Source organism: Ruegeria sp. BHSB064 (assembly GCF_059613205.1).
On the sequence record NZ_JBXWSB010000022.1, the window covers coordinates 1 to 24,208 of the forward strand.

General features: G+C 58.7%; 21 protein-coding genes and 1 pseudogene. 9 read left to right on the top strand and 13 right to left on the bottom strand.

Going from position 1 to position 24,208, the window contains the following annotated elements; all coding sequences use genetic code 11:
* The 8 genes from AC2FNU_RS07505 to AC2FNU_RS07540 form a co-directional block, all read right to left on the bottom strand.
* On the bottom strand, positions 1–1,380 hold a 1,380-nt coding region (locus tag AC2FNU_RS07505), incomplete at its 3' end, for a phosphotransferase (RefSeq protein ID WP_496786729.1).
* A 108-nt stretch (positions 1,381–1,488) separates the two neighbouring features.
* Positions 1,489–2,412 (bottom strand): NAD(P)-dependent oxidoreductase, encoded by a 924-nt coding sequence (locus AC2FNU_RS07510; RefSeq protein WP_496786808.1) that lies wholly within the window; start codon positions 2,410–2,412, stop codon positions 1,489–1,491.
* A gap of 39 nt (positions 2,413–2,451) precedes the next feature.
* Entirely contained in the window at positions 2,452–2,841 is a 390-nt protein-coding gene (cueR, locus tag AC2FNU_RS07515; protein WP_496786732.1) for a Cu(I)-responsive transcriptional regulator, read from the bottom strand.
* On the bottom strand, positions 2,838–5,306 hold the full coding sequence (locus tag AC2FNU_RS07520) for a heavy metal translocating P-type ATPase (RefSeq protein WP_496786734.1): 2,469 nt from the start codon (positions 5,304–5,306) through the stop codon (positions 2,838–2,840). The genes cueR and AC2FNU_RS07520 overlap by 4 nt, the downstream gene beginning before the upstream one ends.
* Positions 5,307–5,384: 78 nt before the next feature.
* Positions 5,385–6,149, bottom strand: coding sequence for an SDR family NAD(P)-dependent oxidoreductase (locus tag AC2FNU_RS07525; protein WP_496786735.1), 765 nt, complete (start codon positions 6,147–6,149; stop codon positions 5,385–5,387).
* A complete protein-coding gene (locus AC2FNU_RS07530) occupies positions 6,146–7,078 on the bottom strand; it encodes an SDR family oxidoreductase (protein WP_496786737.1) in 933 nt (310 codons plus the stop codon). The genes AC2FNU_RS07525 and AC2FNU_RS07530 overlap by 4 nt, the downstream gene beginning before the upstream one ends.
* Positions 7,075–7,977: a bile acid:sodium symporter family protein gene (locus tag AC2FNU_RS07535; protein WP_496786738.1), complete on the bottom strand. Its 903-nt coding sequence runs from the start codon at positions 7,975–7,977 to the stop codon at positions 7,075–7,077. Before AC2FNU_RS07535 ends, AC2FNU_RS07530 begins: the two co-directional genes overlap by 4 nt.
* Positions 7,974–9,290, bottom strand: coding sequence for a flavin-containing monooxygenase (locus AC2FNU_RS07540; RefSeq protein ID WP_496786740.1), 1,317 nt, complete (start codon positions 9,288–9,290; stop codon positions 7,974–7,976). Before AC2FNU_RS07540 ends, AC2FNU_RS07535 begins: the two co-directional genes overlap by 4 nt.
* A gap of 65 nt (positions 9,291–9,355) precedes the next feature.
* Between AC2FNU_RS07540 and AC2FNU_RS07545 the strand changes: the two genes are divergently transcribed.
* The gene (locus AC2FNU_RS07545; RefSeq protein WP_496786742.1) at positions 9,356–10,018 is read left to right on the top strand and encodes a TetR/AcrR family transcriptional regulator; all 663 of its coding nucleotides are present in this window, start codon (positions 9,356–9,358) and stop codon (positions 10,016–10,018) included.
* A 215-nt stretch (positions 10,019–10,233) separates the two neighbouring features.
* Here the strand turns inward: AC2FNU_RS07545 and AC2FNU_RS07550 are convergent, their stop codons facing one another.
* Positions 10,234–10,854, bottom strand: coding sequence for a pyridoxamine 5'-phosphate oxidase family protein (locus AC2FNU_RS07550; protein ID WP_496786743.1), 621 nt, complete (start codon positions 10,852–10,854; stop codon positions 10,234–10,236).
* A gap of 11 nt (positions 10,855–10,865) precedes the next feature.
* Positions 10,866–11,330: a nuclear transport factor 2 family protein gene (locus tag AC2FNU_RS07555; RefSeq protein WP_496786744.1), complete on the bottom strand. Its 465-nt coding sequence runs from the start codon at positions 11,328–11,330 to the stop codon at positions 10,866–10,868.
* 304 nt (positions 11,331–11,634) lie between these two features.
* Between AC2FNU_RS07555 and AC2FNU_RS07560 the strand changes: the two genes are divergently transcribed.
* The 3 genes from AC2FNU_RS07560 (at position 11,635) to AC2FNU_RS07570 (ending at position 14,934) form a co-directional block, all read left to right on the top strand.
* A complete protein-coding gene (locus AC2FNU_RS07560) occupies positions 11,635–12,198 on the top strand; it encodes a TetR/AcrR family transcriptional regulator (protein ID WP_496786746.1) in 564 nt (187 codons plus the stop codon).
* A 140-nt stretch (positions 12,199–12,338) separates the two neighbouring features.
* Positions 12,339–13,496 (top strand): acyl-CoA dehydrogenase family protein, encoded by a 1,158-nt coding sequence (locus tag AC2FNU_RS07565; RefSeq protein ID WP_496786748.1) that lies wholly within the window; start codon positions 12,339–12,341, stop codon positions 13,494–13,496.
* A gap of 166 nt (positions 13,497–13,662) precedes the next feature.
* Positions 13,663–14,934: an NAD(P)/FAD-dependent oxidoreductase gene (locus AC2FNU_RS07570; RefSeq protein WP_496786750.1), complete on the top strand. Its 1,272-nt coding sequence runs from the start codon at positions 13,663–13,665 to the stop codon at positions 14,932–14,934.
* A 5-nt stretch (positions 14,935–14,939) separates the two neighbouring features.
* Here AC2FNU_RS07570 and AC2FNU_RS07575 read toward each other — a convergent pair.
* Positions 14,940–15,308: pseudogene (locus AC2FNU_RS07575) on the bottom strand (SDR family oxidoreductase); the annotation flags it as partial.
* Between the two features lie 38 nt (positions 15,309–15,346).
* Complete coding sequence (locus AC2FNU_RS07580) at positions 15,347–16,249, bottom strand: LysR family transcriptional regulator (RefSeq protein WP_496786751.1); 903 nt, start codon at positions 16,247–16,249, stop codon at positions 15,347–15,349.
* A gap of 75 nt (positions 16,250–16,324) precedes the next feature.
* On the opposite strand from AC2FNU_RS07580, the gene AC2FNU_RS07585 reads away from it, so the two are divergent.
* The 5 genes from AC2FNU_RS07585 (at position 16,325) to AC2FNU_RS07605 (ending at position 23,499) form a co-directional block, all read left to right on the top strand.
* Positions 16,325–19,537: a reductive dehalogenase gene (locus tag AC2FNU_RS07585; RefSeq protein WP_496786753.1), complete on the top strand. Its 3,213-nt coding sequence runs from the start codon at positions 16,325–16,327 to the stop codon at positions 19,535–19,537.
* A 126-nt stretch (positions 19,538–19,663) separates the two neighbouring features.
* On the top strand, positions 19,664–20,530 hold the full coding sequence (locus AC2FNU_RS07590) for an FAD binding domain-containing protein (protein WP_496786755.1): 867 nt from the start codon (positions 19,664–19,666) through the stop codon (positions 20,528–20,530).
* A complete protein-coding gene (locus AC2FNU_RS07595; protein WP_117868038.1) occupies positions 20,527–21,006 on the top strand; it encodes a (2Fe-2S)-binding protein in 480 nt (159 codons plus the stop codon). Before AC2FNU_RS07590 ends, AC2FNU_RS07595 begins: the two co-directional genes overlap by 4 nt.
* Positions 21,006–23,261, top strand: coding sequence for a xanthine dehydrogenase family protein molybdopterin-binding subunit (locus AC2FNU_RS07600; protein ID WP_496786757.1), 2,256 nt, complete (start codon positions 21,006–21,008; stop codon positions 23,259–23,261). Before AC2FNU_RS07595 ends, AC2FNU_RS07600 begins: the two co-directional genes overlap by 1 nt.
* Positions 23,254–23,499 carry a MoaD/ThiS family protein gene (locus tag AC2FNU_RS07605; protein WP_496786759.1) on the top strand — a complete coding sequence of 82 codons (246 nt, stop codon included), beginning with the start codon at positions 23,254–23,256 and terminating at the stop codon, positions 23,497–23,499. Before AC2FNU_RS07600 ends, AC2FNU_RS07605 begins: the two co-directional genes overlap by 8 nt.
* On the opposite strand, the gene AC2FNU_RS07610 is transcribed toward AC2FNU_RS07605, so the two are convergent.
* A complete protein-coding gene (locus tag AC2FNU_RS07610; protein ID WP_496786761.1) occupies positions 23,496–24,200 on the bottom strand; it encodes a lysophospholipid acyltransferase family protein in 705 nt (234 codons plus the stop codon). The genes AC2FNU_RS07605 and AC2FNU_RS07610 overlap by 4 nt on opposite strands.
* Between the last annotated feature and the right edge of the window lie 8 nt (positions 24,201–24,208).

Below are 24,208 nucleotides of genomic sequence, written 5' to 3' on the forward strand. Positions count from 1 at the left end.
GTCACGGTTCTCAACCACTTCCACCCGCCCGCTCATCGGTGCGTGCAGCACCGTCCCGGCAGGCGCAAACACATCCACGGCCAAATGCACTGTCCGCCGGTCCGAGGCTTTCCACGGGCCCTTGCGGAACCCCGGTTCGGCATAGATCAGGCGGGGCTCGTTGTAATAGCCCAGCCACAGATCCTGCCCATATTCCTCGCCTACCCGTGCGGCTTCGGCCAAAGGCATGTGGAACGGGTTCTGAGGCCAGACACAGTTTTCAACCGACAGTGAACCCATTGGCACATCGCTCAGATCCTGATCGAACATCTGGGCGAACTGACCGCGATGCTCCTGTAGATAGGCATGGATACGTTCTGCCCCATCGACCACCGGCAATCCACAAGCCGCCCGCAAGCGCGCCGACATCAACCCGCCATTGACCGAAGCGTTCTCAAGAAACCGCCATGCAGGCGCTTGAGAGATGGTCACATAAGGATCATCCGGGTTCTCGGCGGCCATCAGGGTCGAGTTGACGACCGACACCGCAAGCCGCATCCGAAGCAACGGCCAGATCAGATCTACCTCACTCGCGCTTAGTCTGATTGCTGCGTGATAACCTTTCACCAACGCAGCCAACGCCCGTTCCGGCTTGGGATGGTCCAACACGATATAGGCCCCGGCAATCGCCAGATCGCAGACTCGCGGCGCCGCGCACATGTCACCCAGATCGATCAGGCCCGAGATCCGCCGCCGCTCGCTCAACTCCCCGTCGACAAGAATGTTATAGTCATTGGCATCATTGTGAATGGCCTGTTTTGGCAGATCTGCAAGGGTGCCGGAAATCGCTGCAAACCCGTCGCAGATTTCCTTTAGCAAAGCCTGCCGCGTCGGATCTGAAATCGCGTCCAGCTTGTCTTCGATCCAACCCGCCTGCATCAAGTCCCATTTGAAATCGACCCGATGCAACCCCTCATGCTGGAACCCTTCCAGGGCCCGATCGGTTGCCCCCAGCACGCGCCCAAGTTTCAGGATCAATTCTTCGGATTTTGGTGCCGCCTTTGCGTAGCATTGCCCGGGCAGGCATTCCAGCAACCAGGCCAGCCTCGGCTGGGTCTCAGAATCCGCAATCTCGGGCAACAGATCGCCATTCAAATCAGGAAACACTTTGGGAAATGGCAAACCCGGTGCTTCCGACGCAATATGAGCCAGTGCCTGTATCTGCAGGTCTACCAGATCCGCCTCGCAGCCCGCACGCATAACCTTCAGCACATAATCCTGTCCATTGGTGGCCTGCACCAGGAAGTTCAGGTCATATTCGCCATCCAGCCGCGTCAACCGTGCGTCCAGCCCCCAATGCCGACGCAACGCATCCGCCCAGAACTTCACCAATTCGCTCATGTCGTTCTCCATCCCGTCACACCCGGGATCCTATTCATCTGGCGTAAAATACCTTCGGGGGTGAATTGGCCCAAGGGGCCAAGAGGGGGCAGACAGCCCCCTGACCCCTCAGTCCAAAGCGCGCAGGCGTTTGAACAGCGACGACGTATCCCAGCGCCCGCCACCAAGTTTCTGCACGTCCTTGTAAAACTGGTCGACCAAAGCCGTCAGAGGCAAAGAAGCCCCGTTTGAATTGGCTTCATCCAGACAAATCCCCAAGTCTTTGCGCATCCAGTCCACGGCAAAGCCATAATCGAAATGATCGTCTAGCATCGCCTCGTGCCGGTTCACCATCTGCCAGCTTCCTGCCGCACCCTGACTGATCACCTCGACCACAGAGCGCCCGTCCAAGCCAGCCTTTTCCGCAAAATGCAGCGCTTCGCTGAGGCCCTGCACGACACCGGCGATGGCAATTTGATTGCACATCTTGGTCATCTGGCCCGTGCCGCTCTCTCCGATACGGCGGCAAATTTTTGAGTAAACCTGCATCAGGGGTTCCGCAGCATCATAGGCATCCTGATCGCCGCCGCACATGATAGACAGGACCCCGTTTTCCGCCCCGGCCTGACCGCCCGAGATCGGAGCGTCGACAAAGGCACACCCTTGCGCTGCTGCTGCCGCGTAAAGCTCTAATGTGACATCTTTGGAAACCGTTGTGTGATCAACAAAGATGGCCCCATCCGACATGCCATGAAACGCGCCGTTCTCGCCTGTGCAGACCATGCGCAGATCGTCATCGTTGCCGACGCAGGCCATGACAAAATCGGCATCTTTGACGGCATCTTTCGGAGTGATTGCCATGGCACCGCCATGCTGTGCCACCCAGGCTTCAGCCTTGGCGGTGGTGCGGTTGTAGACGGTGACGTCATGACCTGCGGCCTTCAGAAATCCGGCCATGGGATAGCCCATGACACCCAGGCCAAGGAACGCGACTTTTGCCATTTTGTGATCCTCTCGGCTGTTCGACCGTTGTCTGGGGCCGAAATCTTCGATGAAGACAAAGCAAAGCTGCGCCCAAAGGGCAACCCCAAGTCAGCCTTTCCCACCCAGATCCTGCAATATCGGACAATCGGGCCGGTCATCCCCGGCGCAGGCGTCTATCAGATGACTCAGCGTGTCGCGCATGGCGTTCAGGTCCGCGATCTTGGCTTCGATCTGCGCCAGATGATCCCGAGCGACCTGTTTTACGTCTGCGCTGGCGCGCGTTTCATCCTCGTACAGCGCCAACAGAGTCCTGCAATCCTCGATGGTAAACCCAAGCGCGCGGGCGCGGCCCAGAAAGTTCAGTTTATGCACGTCCTGATCGCGAAACCGGCGATACCCGTTGTCGTCGCGCAGAGGCTTTATCAGGTCGATGTCCTCATAATACCTGATCGTCTTGGCGGGCAGGCCTGTGCGGGCGGACACGTCTCCGATATTCATGCGGGCACCTCGCTGCTGGCCAAGGCCGGGGTTTCCGGCAGGCTGGCGTGGACGCGACGCAGGCGCAGAGCATTCGAGACCACAAATACGCTGGACAGCGCCATCGCGCCGGCTGCCATCGCAGGCGACAACAGGTGACCGCCAAACGGGTACAGCGCGCCAGCGGCCACCGGGATGAGCAGGACATTGTAGCCAAACGCCCATCCGAGGTTTTGGCGAATGTTTCGCATTGTGCGACGGCTGATTTCGGTTGCGTTTGCAACGCCGCGCAGATCGCCGGACATCAGAACGACGTCGGCCGTTTCAATGGCCACATCCGTACCTGTCCCAATGGCGATACCGATATCTGCAGATGCAAGCGCCGGGGCATCGTTGATCCCGTCGCCAACAAAAGCCAGCGTTCCGAACCTATCCCGCAGGGCCGCGATCGCATCTACCTTGCCGTCCGGCAACACCTCGGCAGTGACATGATCGATTCCCAACCGATCAGCCAACGCTTGAGCCGTATGCGCGTTGTCCCCGGTGATCATGGCGACAGTCAGCCCCATCTGGTGCAACCTTTGCAGCGCTTCTTCGGTGCCGGGCTTGATCGGGTCGGACACAGAAATCGTGGCCGCGGCCTGCCCATCTAAGGCAACGAATAGCGGCGTTGCCCCTTCAGAGGCGCGCGCCTCGGCCTCCTCCGCCAAGCGGCCAAGATCGATCCCACGGTTTTCCATCAGCCTGTACGACCCGACCAGTACGTCCCGGCCTTCAACGAGACCCTGCACACCCAGCCCGGTGATCGACTGCACATTCGACGCCTCTGGCAGAGCAGAAGGGCCCGCCCGGGTGATCGCCGATGCAATCGGATGCTCTGACTGTGCTTCGAGGGATGCAGCGAGCCGCACGACCTCATCCCGGTCAAACCCGTTCACCGTCATAACGCTTTCCAGCTCGGGACGGCCAAGAGTGAGAGTTCCGGTTTTATCCAGCGCGATAATGCGTGCTTGTTGAAGCTGCTGTAATGCGTCGCCTTTGCGGAACAATACCCCCAGTTCTGCCGCACGTCCGGTGCCCACCATGATAGACGTGGGCGTCGCCAGTCCCATCGCACAGGGGCAGGCAATGATCAGCACCGAAACACCTGCCACCAGCGCCGGCGGCAGGGCGGGGCTGGGACCGAAAACCAGCCAAAGTATGACAGTGATCACAGCAACGAGAATGACGGCGGGAACAAAACGATAGGTGATCTGGTCGACCAGCCCTTGAATAGGCAGTTTGGCCCCCTGTGCCTGCTGCACCATGCGGATGACCTGAGCCAGAACCGTGTCGTCCCCAACGCGCGCAGCACTTACCCGCAAGGCTCCGGTCCCGTTCACCGTGCCGCCAACAACAGCGGCCCCTTGCGATTTTCCGACCGGAACAGGCTCGCCAGTGATCATGCTTTCGTCGACGTAAGACGTGCCTTCAAGCACATCAGCGTCTACTGGCACGCGTTCGCCCGGACGGACGCGCAGAATGTCACCCACAGCAATGTCAGCAATCGGGCGGTCCTCTGTTCGGCCATCCACTTCGACCCGCGCGGTTTTGGGCTGTAAGCCTACCAGCTTTCGGATTGCGGCCCCGGTTCTGCCTTTGGCGCGCGCCTCCATAAGTCGGCCCAGAAGGATCAGTACAACGATGACTGCTGCGGCTTCGAAATAGACGTTGGCGGTGCCTTGCGGCAGCACGCCTGGGGCGAATGTGGCCACCACGGAAAAAAGATAGGCCGCCCCGGTCCCCAACGCGACAAGCGCGTTCATGTCAGGTGCGCCGCGCAACAGCGATGGGATGCCCTTGCGGTAAAACACCCGTCCCGGACCGATCAACAGGGCCGAGGTCAGAGCAAACTGGATAAGCTGACTGGTCTGCACACCGATGGTGGCGTGTACCCAATGATGGAATGCGGGGATCATGTGCCCACCCATCTCAAGAATAAACACGGGCAGCGCGAGGACGGCGGCAAGCATCGTGGTGCGGCTCAGATTGCGAATTTCGTCACCTTCGCGGCTTTCAGGTTCCTGGGCGTTTTGAAGGCGCGCGGGGTATCCGATTCCGGTGATGACCTGTGCCAACTGCTCTGGCGTGGTTACCCCCGCTGCGTATGTCACTGTGGCGGTTTGAGTGGCGAGATTGACCTGCGCGTCGATCACACCCGGGTTGGCGGCCAGCGTGCGTTCGATCTTGGCCACGCACGAGGCACAGTTCATCCCTTCGACGCTCAGATCTACGCGGTCGGTTTGGGCCGGATACCCTGCCGCGTCCAGCGCCGCAGTAAGTTCTGTTACCGGCCCGTTAAACGACACTTGCGCTGATTTGGTCGCAAAGTTGACCGAGGCCGCATCGACACCGGGCACATCACGCAGGGCCGCTTCGACACGGCCCACACAGGACGCGCAGCCCATGCCGGTGATTTTGAGTTCTGTGAGTGTTTCATATGCCATGCGACTCGTTCCGCAGCTTGCCTTGCCCTTCAAATGAGGGTTCCAGTCACGGGAAGGTCAAGGGGTCATGGCAAAATTCTATGTCTCTGGCCCGCGTATTTTGCGCTCCATCAGGCGTTGATACAGACGCGGTGAGAGGCTGTTCAGCCACCAGGACAAACGCGCCACGCGACCAACCGGAATCATCGGCTGCGATTTGTCCAATCCTCGCAGGATCGCTTTGGCGGCGGCTTCAGGGCTCATCTCGTCCATACCGTCCTTTGCCGATCCGGGTCTTGCGGTTCCGTCGGCCTGCTCCTGTGCGTTGCCCGGGTTAGTGGCCACGAAGGACGGTGCCGCGATCTGAACCTGAACACCATGAGGTGCTTCTTCGGAGCGAAGTGACTTGAAGAACCCCTCAAGCGCGTGTTTCGAGGCAGCATAGGCCGTTCGGTGATAGAGCGGTGCAAACCCGGCCACGGACGAAATCGCAAGATGCGTTCCTTTCGAGGCCCGGACCGGTTGCAGAAACGCGCGGGCCATTTCAACGGCTGCAAAATAGTTGATGTCGAACACCATTCGGTGGCTGGCGGCGTCGGACTGATCAAACCCCCGAATTTGCGTGACCCCGGCGTTGTAGACGACCAGATCTATACTCTCGCTGGATTTGATCACCGTTTGCGTTGCGTCAGCAAGCTGATCGGGGTCTGTCAGATCGCAAGCGATTGGCAACTGGTTTGGCCCGGTGTCCAAACCTGAGACATCAAGGTCCAGCAACACGGCCCGCCAACCGCGGGCTTGCAGGGCATGGCTCAGGGCTTGCCCCAAACCGCCTGCCCCACCTGATATGACAGCTGTCTTCATAGCCCGGCCTGCTTTTGCCAGAACGCGAACACCTCGGCGCTGGTTTTTTCGGGCGTATAGCCGAATTCTGATTTGAGGGCGGAATTGTCCAAAACCGGTCGATATTGCAGAAACCGCACCTGTTCCGGCCCATAGCGAGACAACCCAAGCGGGCGCGCCACGGCCAAAGCCGCCTTCAGCGCCCAAGCAGGAAGACGCAGAACCGATTTCCCCAAGGCATCGGCCAGATCTGTAACGCCCATCGCGCCGTCCCCGGCGACATTGAAGATACCGGGTGGCCCGTCTGTCGCTGCGCGCCGCAGGATGCGGGCCAGATCGTGTGTCCAGATAAAGACAAAAGGGCTTTCGCTGCCGGTTACGGCCAGCAGGCGGGGCTTGTGAAACAGGGCGGTGATCTGGTTTTCCGTGCCAGCACCCAGCACCGTCCCCACACGCAGAACGACCTGTTCAAGATCAGGGGCAGCGCTTCGGGCTTCCGCCAACAATTCCTCGACCTGTCTCTTGTGGTCGGAATAAGGGAATTCCGGATTGCCCCGCAACGGGTCACGTTCGCGCAGCGGAACGCGGTTGTCCGCGTGATAACCATATGCCGCTCCGGACGATGTGACCACCAGCCTACGCACCCCGTTGGCAATCGCCGCATTCACCACCTTGCGCGTGCCTTCGACATCAACAGCGTATGCCGCCGCGCGCCCCATCCTGGGCGAGGGCGTCACGATTGAGGCCAGATGCACGATGACATCCGGCTTGACCTTGGTGATCACGCGGGCAGGGGCGTCGCTTGTCACGTCCATGGGCAGGAAGGCGATGTATTCCGGCAAAGCCTCCGGGCGTTTGAGGTCGGTGGCAAAGACCTCATGCCCCTCGAGTTCAGGCAACAGCGCTTGCCCGACCATTCCGGCAGCACCTGTTATCAGAATGCGGGTCATCGTGCGGCCTCGGTTCGGGCCATGACCGACGCAAGCGCAATACCGGAAATCGCGTGCCAGATGCCCCAGAACGCGGCAACAACTGCCATGCCGCCCAGCCCGTGGAAAAAGGCGAAGATCAAGACCAGTCCAAGCCCTGAATTCTGAATGCCGGTCTCTATGGTGATTGCGCGACGATCAAAGGGGGATAGCCGGGTCAGAGTGGCCACGACCCAACCGCCCCCCAGTGCCAGGGCGTTGTGAAGGATCACAAGCCCGGCAACAGCCCCGGCAAAGCTGAGGAAGAACCCCCAGTTGGCCGCCAGGGCAAGCAAGATGAAGGCTGCGAAGATACCCATCGACAGGTATTGCAACGGCGCGCGCAGACGGGCGGTCAGGGCAGGTCGACGCTGATTCAACGCAATGCCCAGAACAAGGGGCAGGATCAGCATCAAGCCGACGAGAATGGCGATTTGCACCGGATCGATCTGGGTTTGCTGCAGGATCGCTCGGGTTGGTGGATACAGCCCGCCCCAAAGCGCGATGTTGAAAGGCGTCATGAAGATTGCGCCGATGGTGGCGAACGCTGTCATCGACACAGACAGAGCCGCATTGCCGCCCGCGCGATGCGTGATGAAGTTCGAGATGTTGCCTCCTGGGCAAGCCGCCACAAGGATCAGCCCTAATGCTATGGATGCACGTGGTTCTGTGATCCAGACCAGCGCAAAGGTCAGTGCAGGCAGGACGACGAACTGAGACACCAGCCCGACAATCACCGGTTTTGGCGCGCGTCTCAGGCGATCAAAATCCCGAGGCGTCAGGTCGATCGCGATCGAGAACATCACAATGGCCAGAATAGCGTTCAGCAGCGACAGAGACGCCGGGCTGAAATTCAGCGTGACTTCGTCGATACCACTCATGCGGCGGCTTTCCGCAGCCGGTCGATCCAGCCGGTGACTGCTTTTCTATAGGTGGCCTTGTCGACGTAATAAGCCATGCGGGGCAGGTCGATATAGTTCATGCCCCCGGTGGCGCGCGTGTAGTCTTTTTGTTTTTCGGTTTTCAGATCGGCCGCCGCCGGGCAACCGTTTTGAAGACCCTTGATATAGCGCGCCACCATCTCGGCCTGTTCGTGTCTCCCCTGCCAGCCCAGGCCCGTGGCCTCGACCATGCCCAGCACAAACAGATCGTCCCGTTTGGGGTGGATGGTGTTCAGGTACAGATGCGGGGCATCGCCCTGCCAGTTCAGCAGGTCCTTGTCGACAAACGGATAGTGCAGCTTGTATCCGGTTGCGGCGAGGATCATGTCATAGTCTTCGCTGGAACCGTCCTTGAAGTGAACGGTGTGACCCTCAAACCGGTCGATGTCGGGGCGAATGCGCAGATCACCATGGCCCGCGTGATACAGGACCAGTGAATTCACCACCGGGTGGCTTTCGTAAAGCTGATAATCGGGTTTGGGAAAGCCGTATTTCTGCGGATTTCCAACGAACCAGCTGAGGATCAGACTGTCGACCTTTTGCTTCAGCCACATGGGCAGGCGGATCTTGCCGCCCATCGTGTCAGCAGGTTTGCCAAAGACGTATTTCGGGACGAAATAGTACCCGCGCCGCATCGACAGGTCGCAGCGTTTTGCATGGTGGATCGCATCCACTGCGATGTCGCAGCCGGAATTGCCCGCGCCTACAACCAACACGCGTTTGCCGTCGAACTGGCTGGGATACCTGTATTGCGAGGCATGGATCAATTCGCCGTCGAAGGTTCCGGGAAATTCAGGCATGTTCGGTTCCGACAGGGTGCCGTTTGCTATCATAACCCCTTCGAAGTCGGCTTGATGGTCGCCTCCGGCATCCCTCCAAGACACGCGCCAACCGTCTCCCGAGTTGCCCAGTGGTGTGATCTGGGTGACTTCGGCATTGAACCTATAGTTCTCACGCAACCCGAAATGATCTGCAAACGCACGGAAATAGTCGCGCATCGCACGGTGAGAAGGGTATTCGGCCACAGCCTCATCCATCGGGAAATCTTCGAACTCGGTCATACGCTTGGACGAGATCAGATGCGCCGTTTCATACATGGTTGATCTGGGGGCATCGATGTCCCACAGACCGCCCACATCCGAATGCAGCTCGAACCCTTGAAATGCGATGCCTTGTTCTTTCAGCACCTTGGCCGCGGCCAATCCCATCGGCCCCGCCCCGATCAGGGCGAATGCGTCGCGCGTTTCTTCCATGAACCCTCCCAAAGTTCGTGAGGCTTAACTTGAACGAACGACCAAAATAAGGCAAGGTGAAAATCATGACTCTAAAAAACAGAGAAAAACCAAGGCAAAGAGCGCCATCCAAGCGGTCTTTGGAGACGCGGGCGCGGATCATGGACGCGGCGGAATTGGTTTTTGCTGAACGGGGATTCGAAGGCGCCTCGATCCGAGATATCGCCGCTTTGGCCGAGGTGCAGATTGGTCTTGTGCACCATCACGGCGGTGGGAAAGAGGAGCTATTCTATCGAACCGTTGCCAGACGCGCGGATGAGTTGGCGCAGTTGCGGATCGACGCGCTGAACAAAGCGAAGGCCGAGGGGCCGCTGACCTTGCGCAGCATTCTGGACAGCTTTATCCGGCCCTATGTGGAACTGGCTGAAACGGGTGGTCCGGGATGGATGGCCTATGGCCGGTTGGTCGCGCATGTGTCGGTCGATCCACGGTGGAGCGACATTGCAGCAGAATGTTTCGATCCGACGGCACAGCACTTTATTGCCGAGATTGCTGCGCTTTACCCCGACGTCGATCCGGCAGTGTTGGCCAGCGGTCAGGTGTATTCGGTTTCAGCCATGCTGGCGCATCTCAACAGCGGTTGGCGGGTCAGGGCGCTGTCGCGGGGCGGTGATCAGCCTGATATTGAACCTTTGGTCGAGTTCTGCGCCGCAGGTATTGCTGCGATGGTCAAAACCAGTCGGGGCTGATCGCCTTTCACTCTTGCTGCAGGTGGTCAAATAGCATTGTGCTGAATACGGAAGGAGACGTGCGCACGGCGCTGGGTGACGCGAAAAACCCAAACATCAGGATCAGCAATATCAAGGCCGCCGCTGCAAGACACACGACCGAGAGTTGAACGACTGAACGAACCATTGCGCAAATTCCTTTCCTGTAAATCGAAAACCCGGCATCGCCCAACGCGTTAGCTGGACTTTGCCAATTCCTGCTTCAGTCGTTCATTCTCGGCCTGCAGCTGGGCCAGCTGTTGTCCAAGCGTGTTCAGATGGGGGCGCAGCTCGGCTTCGGTGAAGCGAGGGGTGATGTGACGCGGGCAGTTCCAGTCCAGCGCCTCGACGCGGATGATTGCTGCCCGTTCCGCCGGGGCCTCGGCCCCTTCGGGATACAATCTGGCTGCAGCGGCTTCGCCTTCAGTAAATTCGACACGTCCCAGGATCTTCAGGCGGCGCTGGTTGGCGTAATCCATCAGGATCATCGCGATCCGATCATTCCCATCCAGGTTGCCGCGCGAGATATACTGCTTGTTGCCGGAAAAATCCGCGTAGCCGATGGTCTGCGGGCCCAGCACTTTCAAAAATCCCACAGGTCCACCGCGATACTGCACATAGGGCCAGCCGGTTTCGGACACAGTGGATTGATAGAACCCGTCACGTGCCTGAATGAACTCTTTCTCGGGCTCGCCGATCAAGTGGCCTTGCTGTGGCCCACTTTCGATGAACTTGGCATAGGTTTTTGCCGATCCCATCCGCTCTTGATGGGCGCGGACGGCTGGGGTGAAGGCGCGTTCGGAAAAGGCACGGGGCATGGTAAGTCCTTTCAAAGACCCAAGTCTGACAGTCCGGGATGATCTTCGGGGCGTTCGCCCTGCGGCCAGTGGAACAGGCGGTCACCTTCGGAGATCGGAAGATCGTTCAGTGAGGCGTGGCGGTGCGACATGCGCCCGTCTTCGGCAAACTCCCAGTTCTCGTTGCCATAAGAGCGGAACCAATGGCCGCTGTCGTCTCGCCATTCATAAGCATAGCGTACTGCAATGCGATGTCCTGCAAAGGCCCAGAGTTCCTTGATCAGGCGATAGTCCAGTTCCTTGCGCCATTTGCGCGTCAGGAAGGCGTGGATATCGGCATGACCTGACAGAAACTCAGCCCGGTTTCGCCATTGACTGTTTTCGGAATAGGCGGGCGTCACCCGGTCGGGGTCACGACTGTTCCAGGCGTTTTCCGCCATCCGCACTTTCTGAGTTGCGGTCTCAAACGTGAATGGGGGCAGAGGAGTGCGAGACACGGGCATGAGCTTTCAAGTGAGTGAAGCGGCCAGAAGGGCCATGGTCAGAAGGAACGGAACGTACTGAGGTGGAAAAATGCTGGCACGACGTTTCATCGGTCAAATCCTCTGGTGTACAGATCGGTTAACTTTCGATCTCAAAGTGTACTGATCTGTTAACTTTTGCAAGGGTAAACTTCAAAAAATTTCAGTTTGAGACTGTTGGATCCAGAAAATACAAGTAAAATCAAGTTGTTGATGTGGAGTTATTGTACTTCGCGTTTCGGGCTAATATGTACAGAACGGTACACTATGGAGCCGAATCATGCGCCCAAACAAACGGGACGAACTGGTAAGCAAGGCCCTGAAGGTCTTTTATCGCGATGGGTTTCACGCAACCGGCATGGACAAGCTGGTGGTGGAAACGGGTGTGTCCAAAACGTCGATGTACAAGCACTTCCGCACCAAGGAAGAGCTGATCCTTGCGGCCCTGCGTTTGCGGGACGAAAGCTTTCGCGATTGGTTTCTAAGGCGGATTGACGAGATGGCAAAAACGCCATCCGAGCAAATCCTCGCCAGTTTTGATGCGCTGAAAGAGTGGTTCGAAGAAGACGAGTTCCGGGGGTGCATGTTCATTAAGGCAGGTGCTGAATTCCAGGACCCGGATCACCCGATCCATGTACAGGCTGCGGAACACAAGCAATTCCTGCTGGACCATTTCACCTCGGTTGCCGAACAAGCCGGTGCTCAGGATCCGCATAAACTGGCCTGTCAGATCGTTGTCTTGCAGGAAGGGGCAATTGTCTCGGCCGTTTTGCTTCAACAGTGCGATCCGGCGCAAGACGCCAAGGATGCAGCGGCAGACCTGCTGGCAACAGCATTGTCCTGAACCTGCTCAAGAAAAAACTGTTCTTTTAATTTTGGGCAAGGGACGTTGCGTTGTTCGACGGCGAGACGCGGCGTCACATGCATTGGCGTGAATCAGGCAGAACGCTAGGCTTATAGGAAAGATTGTCTGGAGAGCGTTCGATGCCACTTTTCACTTCCACCGCAGCGTGGGTCACCGACGAACACCGCATGTTTGCGGATATGGCAGGCCGGTTCATGGATGATGAACTGTCGCCCAATATCGAAACCTGGGTCGAAAACGGCGTGGTGGATCGCGACTTTTGGCGCAAGGCAGGTGAAACCGGGCTGATGGCGGGGGCGATCCCCGAAGAATATGGCGGTGTCGGTGGCGGTATGGGCTTCGACGCAATCACAGCCTATGAACAGGGCGCGCGCGGCGATGCCGGTTGGGGCTATGGCATTCAGTCGATTGTGACGCACTACCTCACGGCCTATGGAAGCGAGGATCAAAAACACAAATGGCTTCCCAAACTTGCTTCGGGCGAAATGGTCGGTGCGTTGGCGATGACGGAACCCAGCACTGGATCAGACGTGCAGGCTGTGCGGACAGTGGCCGAGAAAGACGGAAACTCGTATCGGCTGAACGGCTCGAAAATCTTCATCACAAATGGGCAGTCTGCTGATCTGATCATCGTGGCAGCCAAGACAGACAAATCCGAAGGCGCGCGTGGTGTGTCTTTGATCGTGGTCGAAACTGAAGGGGCGGAAGGCTTTCGCCGGGGACGGAACCTTAAAAAACTGGGCATGAAGGGCAACGATACGGCCGAGTTGTTCTTTGAAGACGTCAAGGTGCCGATGACCAACCTGCTAGGGGCCGAGGAAGGGCAGGGCTTTTACCAGCTTATGAAACAGCTGCCGTGGGAACGGCTGAACATCGCGATCATGGCGCTGGGCGCGATTGATTTCGCTATCGCTGAAACGGTGAAATACGTTCAGGAACGCAAGGCCTTTGGGCAACGGGTGATGGACTTCCAGAACACCCGGTTCAAGCTGGCGGAATGCAAGACCAAAGCCGAGGTTCTGCGCAGCTTCATCAACGATTGTGTTGCCAAGCTGGAAACCGGAGAGCTGGACGCGGCTACCGCCTCGATGGCGAAGTACTGGGGATCCGAGGTGCAGAACGAGATCATGCATGAATGTCTGCAACTGTTCGGCGGCTATGGATTCATGATGGAGTACCCGATTGCACGCCTTTATGCGGATGCGAGGGTTCAGATGATCTACGGCGGTACCAATGAGGTCATGAAGGAATTGATCGCACGATCGATCGACGTCTGACGGTTTCCGGGCGGCTTCCGCCCGTTTCCATCATTTCTTAAAAAAAGACCTCTTTGGTGCATATGCATCAAAGAGGTCTTTTTCGTTGCAACTGCGCCTGAGCGACTCCGCTTGCAAAGGTTTGTTTTCGATAAGATGATCCGCGCAAAAGACTCAGAGGCCAGACGTGAACGATCCCGAAAATGCTCTTTGGCGCAGCACCTGCTCCGAAACGGTCTCAGCCCCACCTCTGTGCGTCGACACCGAAGTTGATCTGGCCGTCATTGGGGGCGGATACACTGGATGTTCAGCGGCATTGACGGCAGCCCGTAGTGGCGCGTCGGTCTGTTTGCTTGAGGCATATGAGATAGGCTTCGGCGGATCGGGCCGCAATGTCGGTTTGGCCAATGCCGGCCTCTGGCTTCCGCCGGACGAAATCCGCGCTCATATCGGACAGGTGGCTGGTGACCGCCTGATTGATCTGCTGGCCCAAGCGCCGTCAGACGTGTTCGCGCTGATCGAAGAGTACAAAATCGCCTGTGAACCTGTGCGCAACGGAACCCTGCATTGCGCGCATTCTGCTGCCGGGCTGAAGGACCTGCAGACGCGCCATGCTCAGCTGAGCGCGTCAGGTGCGCCGGTGGAGCTGCTGTCAGCGGATCAGGCGGGTGACCGGACCGGCAGCAATGCCTTCCATGGGGCACTGTTCGACCCCCGCGCCGGAACCATACAACCGCTGGCTTACGTGGTGGGGTTGGCGCGAGCGGCTGCGCAAGCCGGGGCGCAGATACATGGGCAAAGCCCGGTGCAGACCATGCGTCATGAAAACGGCCAATGGGTGCTGACCACACCCAAAGGGGTGGTACGAGCAAAGTCCGTCATTCAGGCGACCAACGCCTATCATCTTGGTTTGTCAAACACCGCACCAGCTTATGTGCCGGTCTACTATTTCCAGTACGCTACCGCCCCGCTCTCGCATAATTTGCGCGCGAGTATTTTACCGCAAGCAGAAGGGTGCTGGGACACTGGTCTGATCATGACGTCTTTCCGCATGGATCAGGCAGGGCGGATGATTATTGGCGGTATGGGCGATCTGGGACATGCAGGTCAGAGCGCGCACAAAGGGTGGGTCCGCCGCAAACTGGCAGAGCTTTATCCGCAGTTGACCGACCAGCCGTTTGAACAGGGTTGGCACGGGCGGATCGCCATGACGTCAGACCATATACCGAAGATCACGCAGATCGGCCCGAACGCTTTGGCTGCCCACGGGTATTCCGGTCGCGGCATCGGACCCGGCACGGTGTTTGGTCGAATGATGGCTGAAAGCCTTCTTGCCGAAGATCCCACACGTTTACCCGTGCCCGCCGTGCCCGAGCATCGCGAAAGCTGGACACGCGTGCGCCGCGCCTTCTTTGAATCCGGCGCGGCGCTGACACATTTGGTAAAGGCACGCTTCTGAGTACAGACAGACCGGGTGATACCACCATCCACACGGATGTTCTGTCCGGTGATGTAGCCGCCCCCTTCGGATGCCAGCAGGGCCACGACCGAGGCGATCTCATCATAGCTATGCCCATAGCGCCCCATTGGAATACGGCTGCGGAACTCTTCTTTCTCGGGCAAACTGTCGATGAAGCCCGGAAGAACGTTGTTCATTCGGATGTTTTCGGCGACATATTTGTCCGAGAACAGCTTGGTGAAGGCGGCCAACCCGGTCCGGAACACGCCCGAGGTTGGAAATACCGGATCAGGTTCGAATGCGGCAAAAGCTGAGATATTGATGATCGCGCCGCTACCCTGCGCTTGCATGATCGGGGTGACAAGCCGCGTCGGTCACAATTGGTCGACATCATGCGCAACGGGTTGTTGTCTCAGGTTTGAAGGGAGGCTGCGATGGCCTCGATCCGTGCGCGCAACCAGCGATGCGCTGGATCATTTGCCGATCTCTGGTGCCAAACCATGTAGATTGAGACAGGTGGGCAATCAAAAGGCAGAGGCGCGCAGTCCAACGTTGCAAGCGGTCCTTGTTGCATCAGCGCAGTGTCGGTTGAGATCAGGTCGCTGCCCTGAACAAAGGCCGGAATCGCGTTGAAATGTGGCAGGGTCACAATCGCTGGTCTGATCTGGCTTTGATCGACGCCGCGCATTACGGCACGCGCGTTGCGCCCATCTGCAAAACGCACCTCGACATGATCACGGTCGCAATAGGCCCGCCAACTGTCTGGCGGTGTACGTTGTGTCGCGTCGTAGAAGATCATAAGCGGGCTTTCGAGTATGCATTTTTGAAAGATATCAGGCCCGTCCGGCGGTAGCGGGGTCAGCATCAACTGACACCGGTCGCTGCGCAGCAGATCAGGATCGGGAACGCCCGAGGGGATGAATTCCAGTTGCAGACGCACGTCTTCGGCGCGGGTTTCACGAAGGAGCTGCGGAAAGAGCAACTCACGTGGCATATCATTGGTGGCGATGCGAATGTTGATCTGTTCAGACAACGGATCGAACGGCCGACCTTCGGTCAGCGCGCGCATCCCATCCAGCACCTTTTGCGTGGGCTCCTTCAGAGCCAAGGCGCGCTCGGTCGGGGTCAGGCCTTGACCTGAACGAACAAAAAGCGGGTCGCCCAAAACTTGCCGAAGCTTGGACAGCGTATGGCTGATCGCCGATTGCGATACTCCAAGTCGGTCCGCAGCTTTCGAGACCGAATTTTCCTCGAGTATCGTCAGAAACGTGCGAAGAACCTTGCCGTCAAGGTCACTGAAATCGATTTTGCTCATACCATTTATGATTAAGTATGAATGGTTTTGCTGTCCATGCTGAGTTACGAAATTGGCAGCAACAGGAGATATGCGATGGGGATCCGCTTTTTCTCGGACAAGAATCGGCCCGTTCACATGGGACGCTACCCGCTGGAGCGGTTGGCCCGGATGGACGACGCGCCGAACCTGTCGCTTGTGCCTTCGATGGCCGACCTGAGCTTTCACCGACCGGATCAGCCAGACAGTATCGTCAATGCGATGGGCGAGTTTCAGGCGATGATGGACGCGATCCGCGACGGGCTGGTAAACCCGGTTGTGTCCGAGATACCGTCAGATCCGCTGGAATGCGCCAACCATCTGAAAGCATTCGGGTATTTCAACGATGCGTCAATGATGGGCTGCGGGCCCATGCCATCTGATGCGTTGCTCAACGAACCGCGCCGTAACCCGGATATCGACCGGCTTGCCCAAGCTTTGCGTACCCGGCAGACCAAGACGCTGGCCTCGGGGATCGACGTTATCATGGCCGATCTGAAAGACAGTATGGAGGCGGCGCCCAGACCGATGGACAGCCACCGGCACAGCATCGTGTTTCTGTACGAACACAACCGTGATCCGGATCCGTCCGAGCCGGGTGCCAATTGGATCATCGACGCGCAGGATCATCGCGCCTGTTTGCTGGCCACCGAGAATGCAGTGGTTATCGCCAACTATATCCGCCTTCTGGGCTTCGACGCCCGGGCGCACAGCATGATGTCCTCGGACGTTGATTTGGGCAAGCTGGCTGTGGCCGCTGGCTTAGCGTCTGTCGAAGAAGGCGAGATCGTCGTACCTTGGTTGGGCAATCGTTTCGGGTTGGCCGCTGTGACGACCGAAATGCCGATAGCACATGACCGTCCGCTCAAGCCCATGGCGCAACAGCCCTGGTTTCACACACAAGGGCCGGCATGGTGGCTGGGAACTGGCTTTGCCAAAAATGCCCTGAACCGGGATCCGTATTCCAAACGGCGCTATGTGGACGGAGCCCATCCGTTCGAGAAACTCAAACGGGTCGAGACGCCGACCACGTATATCGACGAAGAAAACGTCGCCCGTGTACCCAAACGTGCCGACATGTTTGCCCGTGCTCAGTTCGGCGATATGGGCAAGTCGCTGCAGGACGCTGCGAAAGGCGGGTACTACGTTCGCAAGGCAGCGCCCAGCTTTGCTCAGCGGCGCGCCTTGGGTGCGTTTGTATTGTTGCAGGATGGTGAAAGCGCCGAGGTTGCAAAGCCAACTGATGCCGCTCGGAATGCGGCGAATGTAAAAGCAGCGACCTATTTCCTTGGGGTTGATGCGGTAGGTCTAAGTCGCTGCCCGGACTGGGCGTGGTACTCCCACGATGCGACGGGCGAAGAAATCGTCCCGCCCCATGATCAGGCCATCAGCATGATCATCGATCAGGGCTATGAAACGATGGAAGGGGCCAGCGGCGACGATTGGATCAGCGTGGCCCAATCCATGCGTGCCTATCTGCGCTTTTCTTTGCTGGGTGGGGTGATTGCACAACAAATTCGCAACCTCGGCTATAAGGCCAAAGCGCATACGGTGATGGATGGCGAGGTGCTGCAACCGCCGCTTCTGTTGCTGTCCGGTCTGGGTGAGGTCAGTCGTATCGGAGAGGTGATCCTGAACCCTTATCTCGGCCCACGACTGAAGTCCGGGGCTGTGACCACCGATATGCCGATGGAGTATGACAAGCCGATTGACTTCGGGCTGCAAAGCTTTTGCGAGTCTTGCAACAAGTGCGCGCGCGAATGCCCTTCGGGGGCGATCACGGCCGGGCCGAAGCTGATGTTCAACGGCTACGAAATCTGGAAATCCGACAGTCAGAAATGCGCCACTTACCGTGTGACAACACCAGGAGGGGCGATGTGCGGGCGGTGCATGAAAACCTGCCCCTGGAATCTGGAAGGCATCTTCAAGGAACGCCCGTTCCGCTGGGCCGCGATGAACATCCCCTCTGCCGCGCCCGCGCTGGCCAAACTGGACGATGCGGTCGGCAATGGCGGTCTGAATGACATCAAGAAATGGTGGTGGGACATCGAGCTTCAGCCGGACGGGTCCTATCGCCCCACAACGCATCCATTGAACCGGCGTGACCTGCAAACGGATCTGGACCTGAAATACGAAGATCAGACGCTGGCCGTCTATCCCGCCTACCTTGCCCCGCACCCGTGGCCCTATCCCTTTGCTATGGATCGTGAGGCCGGGATTGCGGCCTACGAGGCCATGGTGACAGCCGATGAATACAAGGCCCGCAAGGCCAGCGGGGATATGTCAGTCATCCATCACTATCAGATAGCCGGTGATGCACCGGTGATGCGTGTGGCTGTGACCAAGGTCGACAAGATGACTGCCGATGTCACGAAGTATGAATTCTCATCGCTGGACGGTGCGCCCCTGCCGGGATGGGCAGCGGGCGCACATTTGGACGTATTGGTCGCTCCGGAATTCCTGCGGCAATATTCGATGTCCGGCGATCCCTCAGACAGGTCGGCCTATCAGATCGGTGTGCTGCGCGAAGATGAAGGGCGTGGTGGTTCGGCACTATTGCATCGCATTTTCAACGAAGGGCGCAAAGTCTTCATCTCGAAGCCGATCAACCACTTTGAGCTGGATGAGAGGGCCACCAAAACCTTCCTGATGGGCGGTGGTATCGGCATCACTCCGATGATTGCCTTCGCCCATCGCCTGCACGCGCTGGGCTATGAGTTCGAACTACACTACTCTTCCAGCACACGGGACTCAGCAGGGTATCTGGAGGATCTGGCCGCGATGCCCTGGGCAGATCGCGTGCACTATCATTTCTCAGATGAAGGTACCCGCGCCGATCTGGATGCGATCCTGACCGGCTATCAGGACGGATGGCATGTCTACACCTGCGGGCCTGATCGTTATATGGACGGAGTCATGCAGGCGGCTGAGCAGCAAGGCTTCCCCGACGAAGCCCGACACTTGGAATATTTCTCGGTTCCTGAAATGCCCGAATATGAAAACCATCCGTTTGTAATCAAGCTTGCGCGTTCTGGCAAAGCGCTGCCAGTGCCTGCAGACAAGGATGCGGCGCAAGTGCTGAACGAGGCCGGGTTTCACGTGGACGTGAAATGTTCCGACGGTATCTGCGGGGTGTGCAAATGCGGCGTTCTTTCGGGTGACGTCGAGCACCGGGATTTCGTTTTGTCCAAGAAACAGCGCGAAGGGGCTATGATCCTGTGCCAAAGCCGAGCCGCGGAACCGGATGGAGTGATTGAAATCGATCTCTGATCGCTGTTCAAAAGCAAAACTTTGAAGATCAATTTTAGTCGTTTGACCCCATGGACGCCGGACGAGGGGTGAATTAACGTCGCCGCGAACCCAGATATTCCTGACCAACAGGTACGAGGTAGCTTCATGGATTATCACAGCCCCGCCAGCTTTGCCGAAGCTTCGGCTCTGGCCGCAAATGCGACGGGCATCACACGGTTTCTGGCGGGTGGCACCGATGTATTGGTGCAGTTGCGCTCGGAACTTGTAACGCCCGACACGCTGATCGACATCAAGAAAATCAACGGTGTACACGACATCACCCGCAATGCTGATGGCAGCTGGACACTGGGTGTGGCCGCGACGGGTGCGGAGATGAGCGAGCACCCGGAATTGGGCAAAGACTGGCCCGGTGTGGTTGAGGCGATGGATCTGATCGGATCGACACAGGTGCAGGGGCGCGCAACTTTGACCGGGAACCTGTGCAACGGATCTCCGGCGGCTGATTCCGTGCCCGCGATGGTGGCAGCGGGTGTGACCGTCACGGTCACTGGCCCTGACGGCACCCGTGAGGTTGCAGTCGAGGATATCCCAACCGGCCCCGGCAAGACCTCACTGAAGAAGGGCGAGGTCATCTCGGCCGTCAACATCCCCGCCCGGGGCGACAACGCGGGTGATGCCTATCTTCGCTTTATTCCGCGTACGGAAATGGACATCGCCGTTGTTGGCGTCGGCGTAAGTTTGCGTCTGGACGGAGACACCATAACCGAGGCTCGGGTGTCGCTGGGGGCGGTTGCCCCCACCGTTCTGCTGGTCGAGGACTGCGCGAAAGCCCTTGTCGGCAGTACGCTGGACGATGCCGCGCTGGATGCGCTGTCTGCCGCCGCCTCTGCCGCCTGCAACCCGATCGACGACAAGCGCGGCACGATCGCATTCCGTACCGAAGTCGCTGGCGTTCTGGCCAAGCGCGCCGCGAAAATCGCCTATGCCCGCGCGAAGGGAGAAAACGCATGAGCAAGCTCCACGTATCCACCACCGTGAACGGAGACGCGGTTGAATACCTCTGTGACCCGCGCGAAACCCTGCTGGACTGTCTGCGCGATAAGCTGAACCTGACCGGCGCGAAAGAGGGCTGCGGCACCGGGGATTGCGGTGCGTGTTCCGTCACCGTTGATGGTCGTCTGGTCTGTTCCTGCCTGATGCTGGGCGTCGAGGCCGAGGGCAAGCAGATCGAAACCGTTGAAGGCATTGCAGATGGCGACGTTCTGCATCCGCTGCAAAAGAAGATGATCGAATACGCTGCTTTGCAGTGCGGTATCTGCACTCCGGGTATTCTGGTGGCGGCCAAGTCGCTTTTGGAGAAGAACCCGAACCCGACTGAAGAGGAAACCCGGTACTGGCTGGCAGGCAACCTGTGCCGCTGCACCGGGTACGACAAAATCATTCGCGCCGTGATGGATACGGCGGCTGAGATGCGGGAGGCGTCGTAATGGCTCTGGACGATCGTAAATCAGGTTTCACTTTTGTGGGCACCCGCCCCAACCGTCCTGACGGTCTGGACAAGGTAACAGGCCGCGCCAAGTTCGGCGCGGATATCTCAGCGCCGGGAATGTTGCACGGCGCTGTTCTCCGTTCCCCTCACGCCCATGCGCGGATCGTGAAGATCGACACGTCTAAGGCCGAGGCGCATAAGGATGTCAAAGCCGTTGTAACCCGGGCGGATTTTGCAGATGTGCCCTTCAAGCCGGGGCTGGAAGGCGAGTTCTGGAATGTTCTGGAAAACGTCATGGCTGGTGAGAAAGCGCTGTATGACGGTCACGCGGTGGCGGCTGTTGCGGCGACGTCTGCGCTTGCGGCCCGTGATGCGCTCAAGCTGATCGAGGTCGAATACGAAGTGCTGCCCCATGTCACCGACGTGGACAAGGCAATGGCTTCGGACGCACCCGTCATCCGCGAAGGCGCGGCAGACTATTCCGTGCCCGAAGGGATGCACCCCAACGTTGTCCGTTACCATGAAAGCGGTCACGGCGATGTCGAGGCTGGCTTTGCCGAGGCCGATCTGGTCATCGAAGACAGCTTTGTGACCGAGGCGACGCACCAGGGTTACATCGAGCCACACGCCTGTCTGGGCATGCTGGGCAACGACGGCAAAGGCGAGCTGTGGTGCACAACGCAAGGCCACTGGATTGCGCAGAAAACCTGTGCTGCGTTGCTGGGCATCGAAACCTCGCAACTGCGTGTCACCGCGTCTGAAATTGGTGGCGGGTTTGGTGGCAAAACCACAGTTTTCATTGAACCTGTTGCACTGGCGCTGAGCCGCAAGGCCAATCGTCCGGTTAAGATCGTCATGACGCGCTCAGAAGTGTTCCGCGCCACTGGCCCGACCTCTTCTGCGTCGATGGACGTAAAGATCGGGATGAAAAAGGACGGTACAATTTCGGCGGCTCAAGGCGTGTTCCGCCTGCAAGGTGGGGCGTTCCCGGGTGCGCCGGGCGATATGACCGCCATGTGCGCCTTTGCGCCCTACAATCTGACCAACGTTAAGCAGATCGGTTATGACGTGATGTCGAACCGGCCCAAGCAGGCAGCGTACCGGGCGCCGGGTGCGCCGATGGGGGCATTTGCAGTCGAGTCGGTTATTGATGAGCTGTGCAACAAGCTTGGTCTGGACCCCATTGATGTGCGCCTGAAAAACGCAGCCCATGAGGGGACCAAGGCCAGCTACGGCCCGACCTATGAACGCATTGGTCTGGTCGAAACGCTTGAGGCTGCCAAGGCGCATGCGCATTACGCGGCACCGCTGAAACCGGGGCAGGGGCGCGGGATCTCTTGTGGGTTCTGGTTCAATCATGGTGGTGAGACCAGCGTGTCTTTGGCCCTGTCCGAGGATGGCTCGGCCCAGTTGATGGTCGGCACGCCCGACATTGGTGGGTCACGTGCGTCGATGGCGCTGATGGCGGCCGAGGTTCTGGGCATCGCCTACGAAAACATCCGCGTGACCGTCGCCGACACCGCGACACTGGGTTACAACGACGTAAGCCACGGCTCGCGTGTGACCTATGCTTCGGGTTTGGCGACGATCAAGGCCGCGAAACACGCAGTTGAGAAGTTGTGTGAACGCGCGGCGACCAAATGGGGAATTCCGGTGGATGCAGTGAAATGGGAAGACGGTTGCGCGGTGCCCTCGGGCCCCAACGCGGGCGATTTTGACCCGATGCCTTTGGCCGACATCACTGCGGATATGGGGTCAACCGGTGGTCCGATCTCGGGCCACTTTGAAGCAACCCCGGAAGGTGCGGGCGTGTCCTTTGGGACCCATATCGTCGATGCCGAAGTCGACCCTGAAACCGGCAAGACCTCGATCACCCGTTACACGGTCATTCAGGACGCCGGCAAGGCGATCCACCCGACCTATGTTGAGGGTCAATTCCAGGGTGGAGCCGCGCAAGGCATCGGTTGGGCTCTGAACGAGGAATACATCTATGGCGAGGACGGGCGGTTGCAGAACTCGATCTTCCTCGACTATCGCATTCCCGTTGCTAGCGACCTGCCGATGATTGACACGGTGATTGTCGAAGTGCCCAACCCCGGCCACCCGTTTGGTGTGCGCGGCGTGGGTGAGACAGGCATCGTGCCGCCACTGGCGGCCATCGCCAACGCAGTGTCCAATGCGGCGGGCGTGCGGTTGAAGCAACTGCCCATGTCGCCACCGCGTATTCTGGCTGCGCTCAAGGACAATGGTTGAGGTCCACCTTTGGTCCGGCCTCCGGTCATTGACCGGGGGCCAACAGGTGGTGGAGGTTGAGGCCAAAACCACTGGCGAACTTTTGCGGGCGTTGGTTCAGGCCCATCCGCAATTGCAGGCCCCCATCGCTGCGGGCGTTTCCATCGCGATTGATGGGCGCGTCATCGCCACGGGGCTGACTGAACCGATCCCGGAAGGCAGCGAGGTTTATCTGATGCAACGCCTCAGGGGCGGTTAAGCGTCAGGCGACCACGGCTCACGCCCCACCAACCGGTCGGCTTCTGCCGTGATGTCATTCATGTGCTGCTCAAGGCTCAGGCGCAGGGCCTCAAATTCTTCTTCGCTGGCCTTGCGCGGCACCGTTTCGGTCCATTCGCGGCACAAAAACACCCCTTCATTGCGCCAGGGGCGTGGCATCAGCAGGCGGTCCCATGTACCGGCCTCGCGCCCGTGTTTTGCAGAAAAAGTGATACCAAACACACGTTTGCCCGAGGTGCGCGCCCAGACCAGAGGCACAGTCGACAGAACCCGTTCTGGCCCACGCGGCCCATCGGCAGCAATACCAATGGAAATGCCCTGTTTCATCTTCCCAAGCACTTCGCGCGACAATGCCACGTGGCGCTTGTGGCTGGACATGGCGATTGTGTCCATGCCGAACTGTTCCTGCACCCGACCCACCATGCTGCCAGCGCGGGCCGCGGATGTGATTGAACAGATCCTGCCCTTGTCCAGTGGAAAGAAATACGGGGACTGCGCCAGCCGCTGGTGCCACAGGACAACGATGACCGGCTCACCCTGTTCGGCCAATTGGTCCAGTTCTTCATACCCGATGCGCTGCCAGCGCGTGTTGCGGTTGACCCATCGAATATAGCTGGCGATCCGACGTGCCACCCAGTTCAGCACAACTTCGCTGTCTGCGATCTTCTTGCGGAGGTTCACACGGGCTT

What these genes read in the sequence shown, in the direction of transcription:
- cueR (WP_496786732.1), bottom strand. Translation starts at nt 2,841, where the DNA reads ATGAATATCGGAGACGTGTCCGCCCGCACAGGCCTGCCCGCCAAGACG.
- AC2FNU_RS07520 (WP_496786734.1), bottom strand. Translation starts at nt 5,306, where the DNA reads ATGGCATATGAAACACTCACAGAACTCAAAATCACCGGCATGGGCTGC.
- AC2FNU_RS07525 (WP_496786735.1), bottom strand. Translation starts at nt 6,149, where the DNA reads ATGAAGACAGCTGTCATATCAGGTGGGGCAGGCGGTTTGGGGCAAGCC.
- AC2FNU_RS07530 (WP_496786737.1), bottom strand. Translation starts at nt 7,078, where the DNA reads ATGACCCGCATTCTGATAACAGGTGCTGCCGGAATGGTCGGGCAAGCG.
- AC2FNU_RS07535 (WP_496786738.1), bottom strand. Translation starts at nt 7,977, where the DNA reads ATGAGTGGTATCGACGAAGTCACGCTGAATTTCAGCCCGGCGTCTCTG.
- AC2FNU_RS07540 (WP_496786740.1), bottom strand. Translation starts at nt 9,290, where the DNA reads ATGGAAGAAACGCGCGACGCATTCGCCCTGATCGGGGCGGGGCCGATG.
- AC2FNU_RS07545 (WP_496786742.1), top strand. Translation starts at nt 9,356, where the DNA reads ATGACTCTAAAAAACAGAGAAAAACCAAGGCAAAGAGCGCCATCCAAG.
- AC2FNU_RS07550 (WP_496786743.1), bottom strand. Translation starts at nt 10,854, where the DNA reads ATGCCCCGTGCCTTTTCCGAACGCGCCTTCACCCCAGCCGTCCGCGCC.
- AC2FNU_RS07560 (WP_496786746.1), top strand. Translation starts at nt 11,635, where the DNA reads ATGCGCCCAAACAAACGGGACGAACTGGTAAGCAAGGCCCTGAAGGTC.
- AC2FNU_RS07565 (WP_496786748.1), top strand. Translation starts at nt 12,339, where the DNA reads ATGCCACTTTTCACTTCCACCGCAGCGTGGGTCACCGACGAACACCGC.
- AC2FNU_RS07580 (WP_496786751.1), bottom strand. Translation starts at nt 16,249, where the DNA reads ATGAGCAAAATCGATTTCAGTGACCTTGACGGCAAGGTTCTTCGCACG.
- AC2FNU_RS07585 (WP_496786753.1), top strand. Translation starts at nt 16,325, where the DNA reads ATGGGGATCCGCTTTTTCTCGGACAAGAATCGGCCCGTTCACATGGGA.
- AC2FNU_RS07590 (WP_496786755.1), top strand. Translation starts at nt 19,664, where the DNA reads ATGGATTATCACAGCCCCGCCAGCTTTGCCGAAGCTTCGGCTCTGGCC.
- AC2FNU_RS07595 (WP_117868038.1), top strand. Translation starts at nt 20,527, where the DNA reads ATGAGCAAGCTCCACGTATCCACCACCGTGAACGGAGACGCGGTTGAA.
- AC2FNU_RS07600 (WP_496786757.1), top strand. Translation starts at nt 21,006, where the DNA reads ATGGCTCTGGACGATCGTAAATCAGGTTTCACTTTTGTGGGCACCCGC.
- AC2FNU_RS07605 (WP_496786759.1), top strand. Translation starts at nt 23,254, where the DNA reads ATGGTTGAGGTCCACCTTTGGTCCGGCCTCCGGTCATTGACCGGGGGC.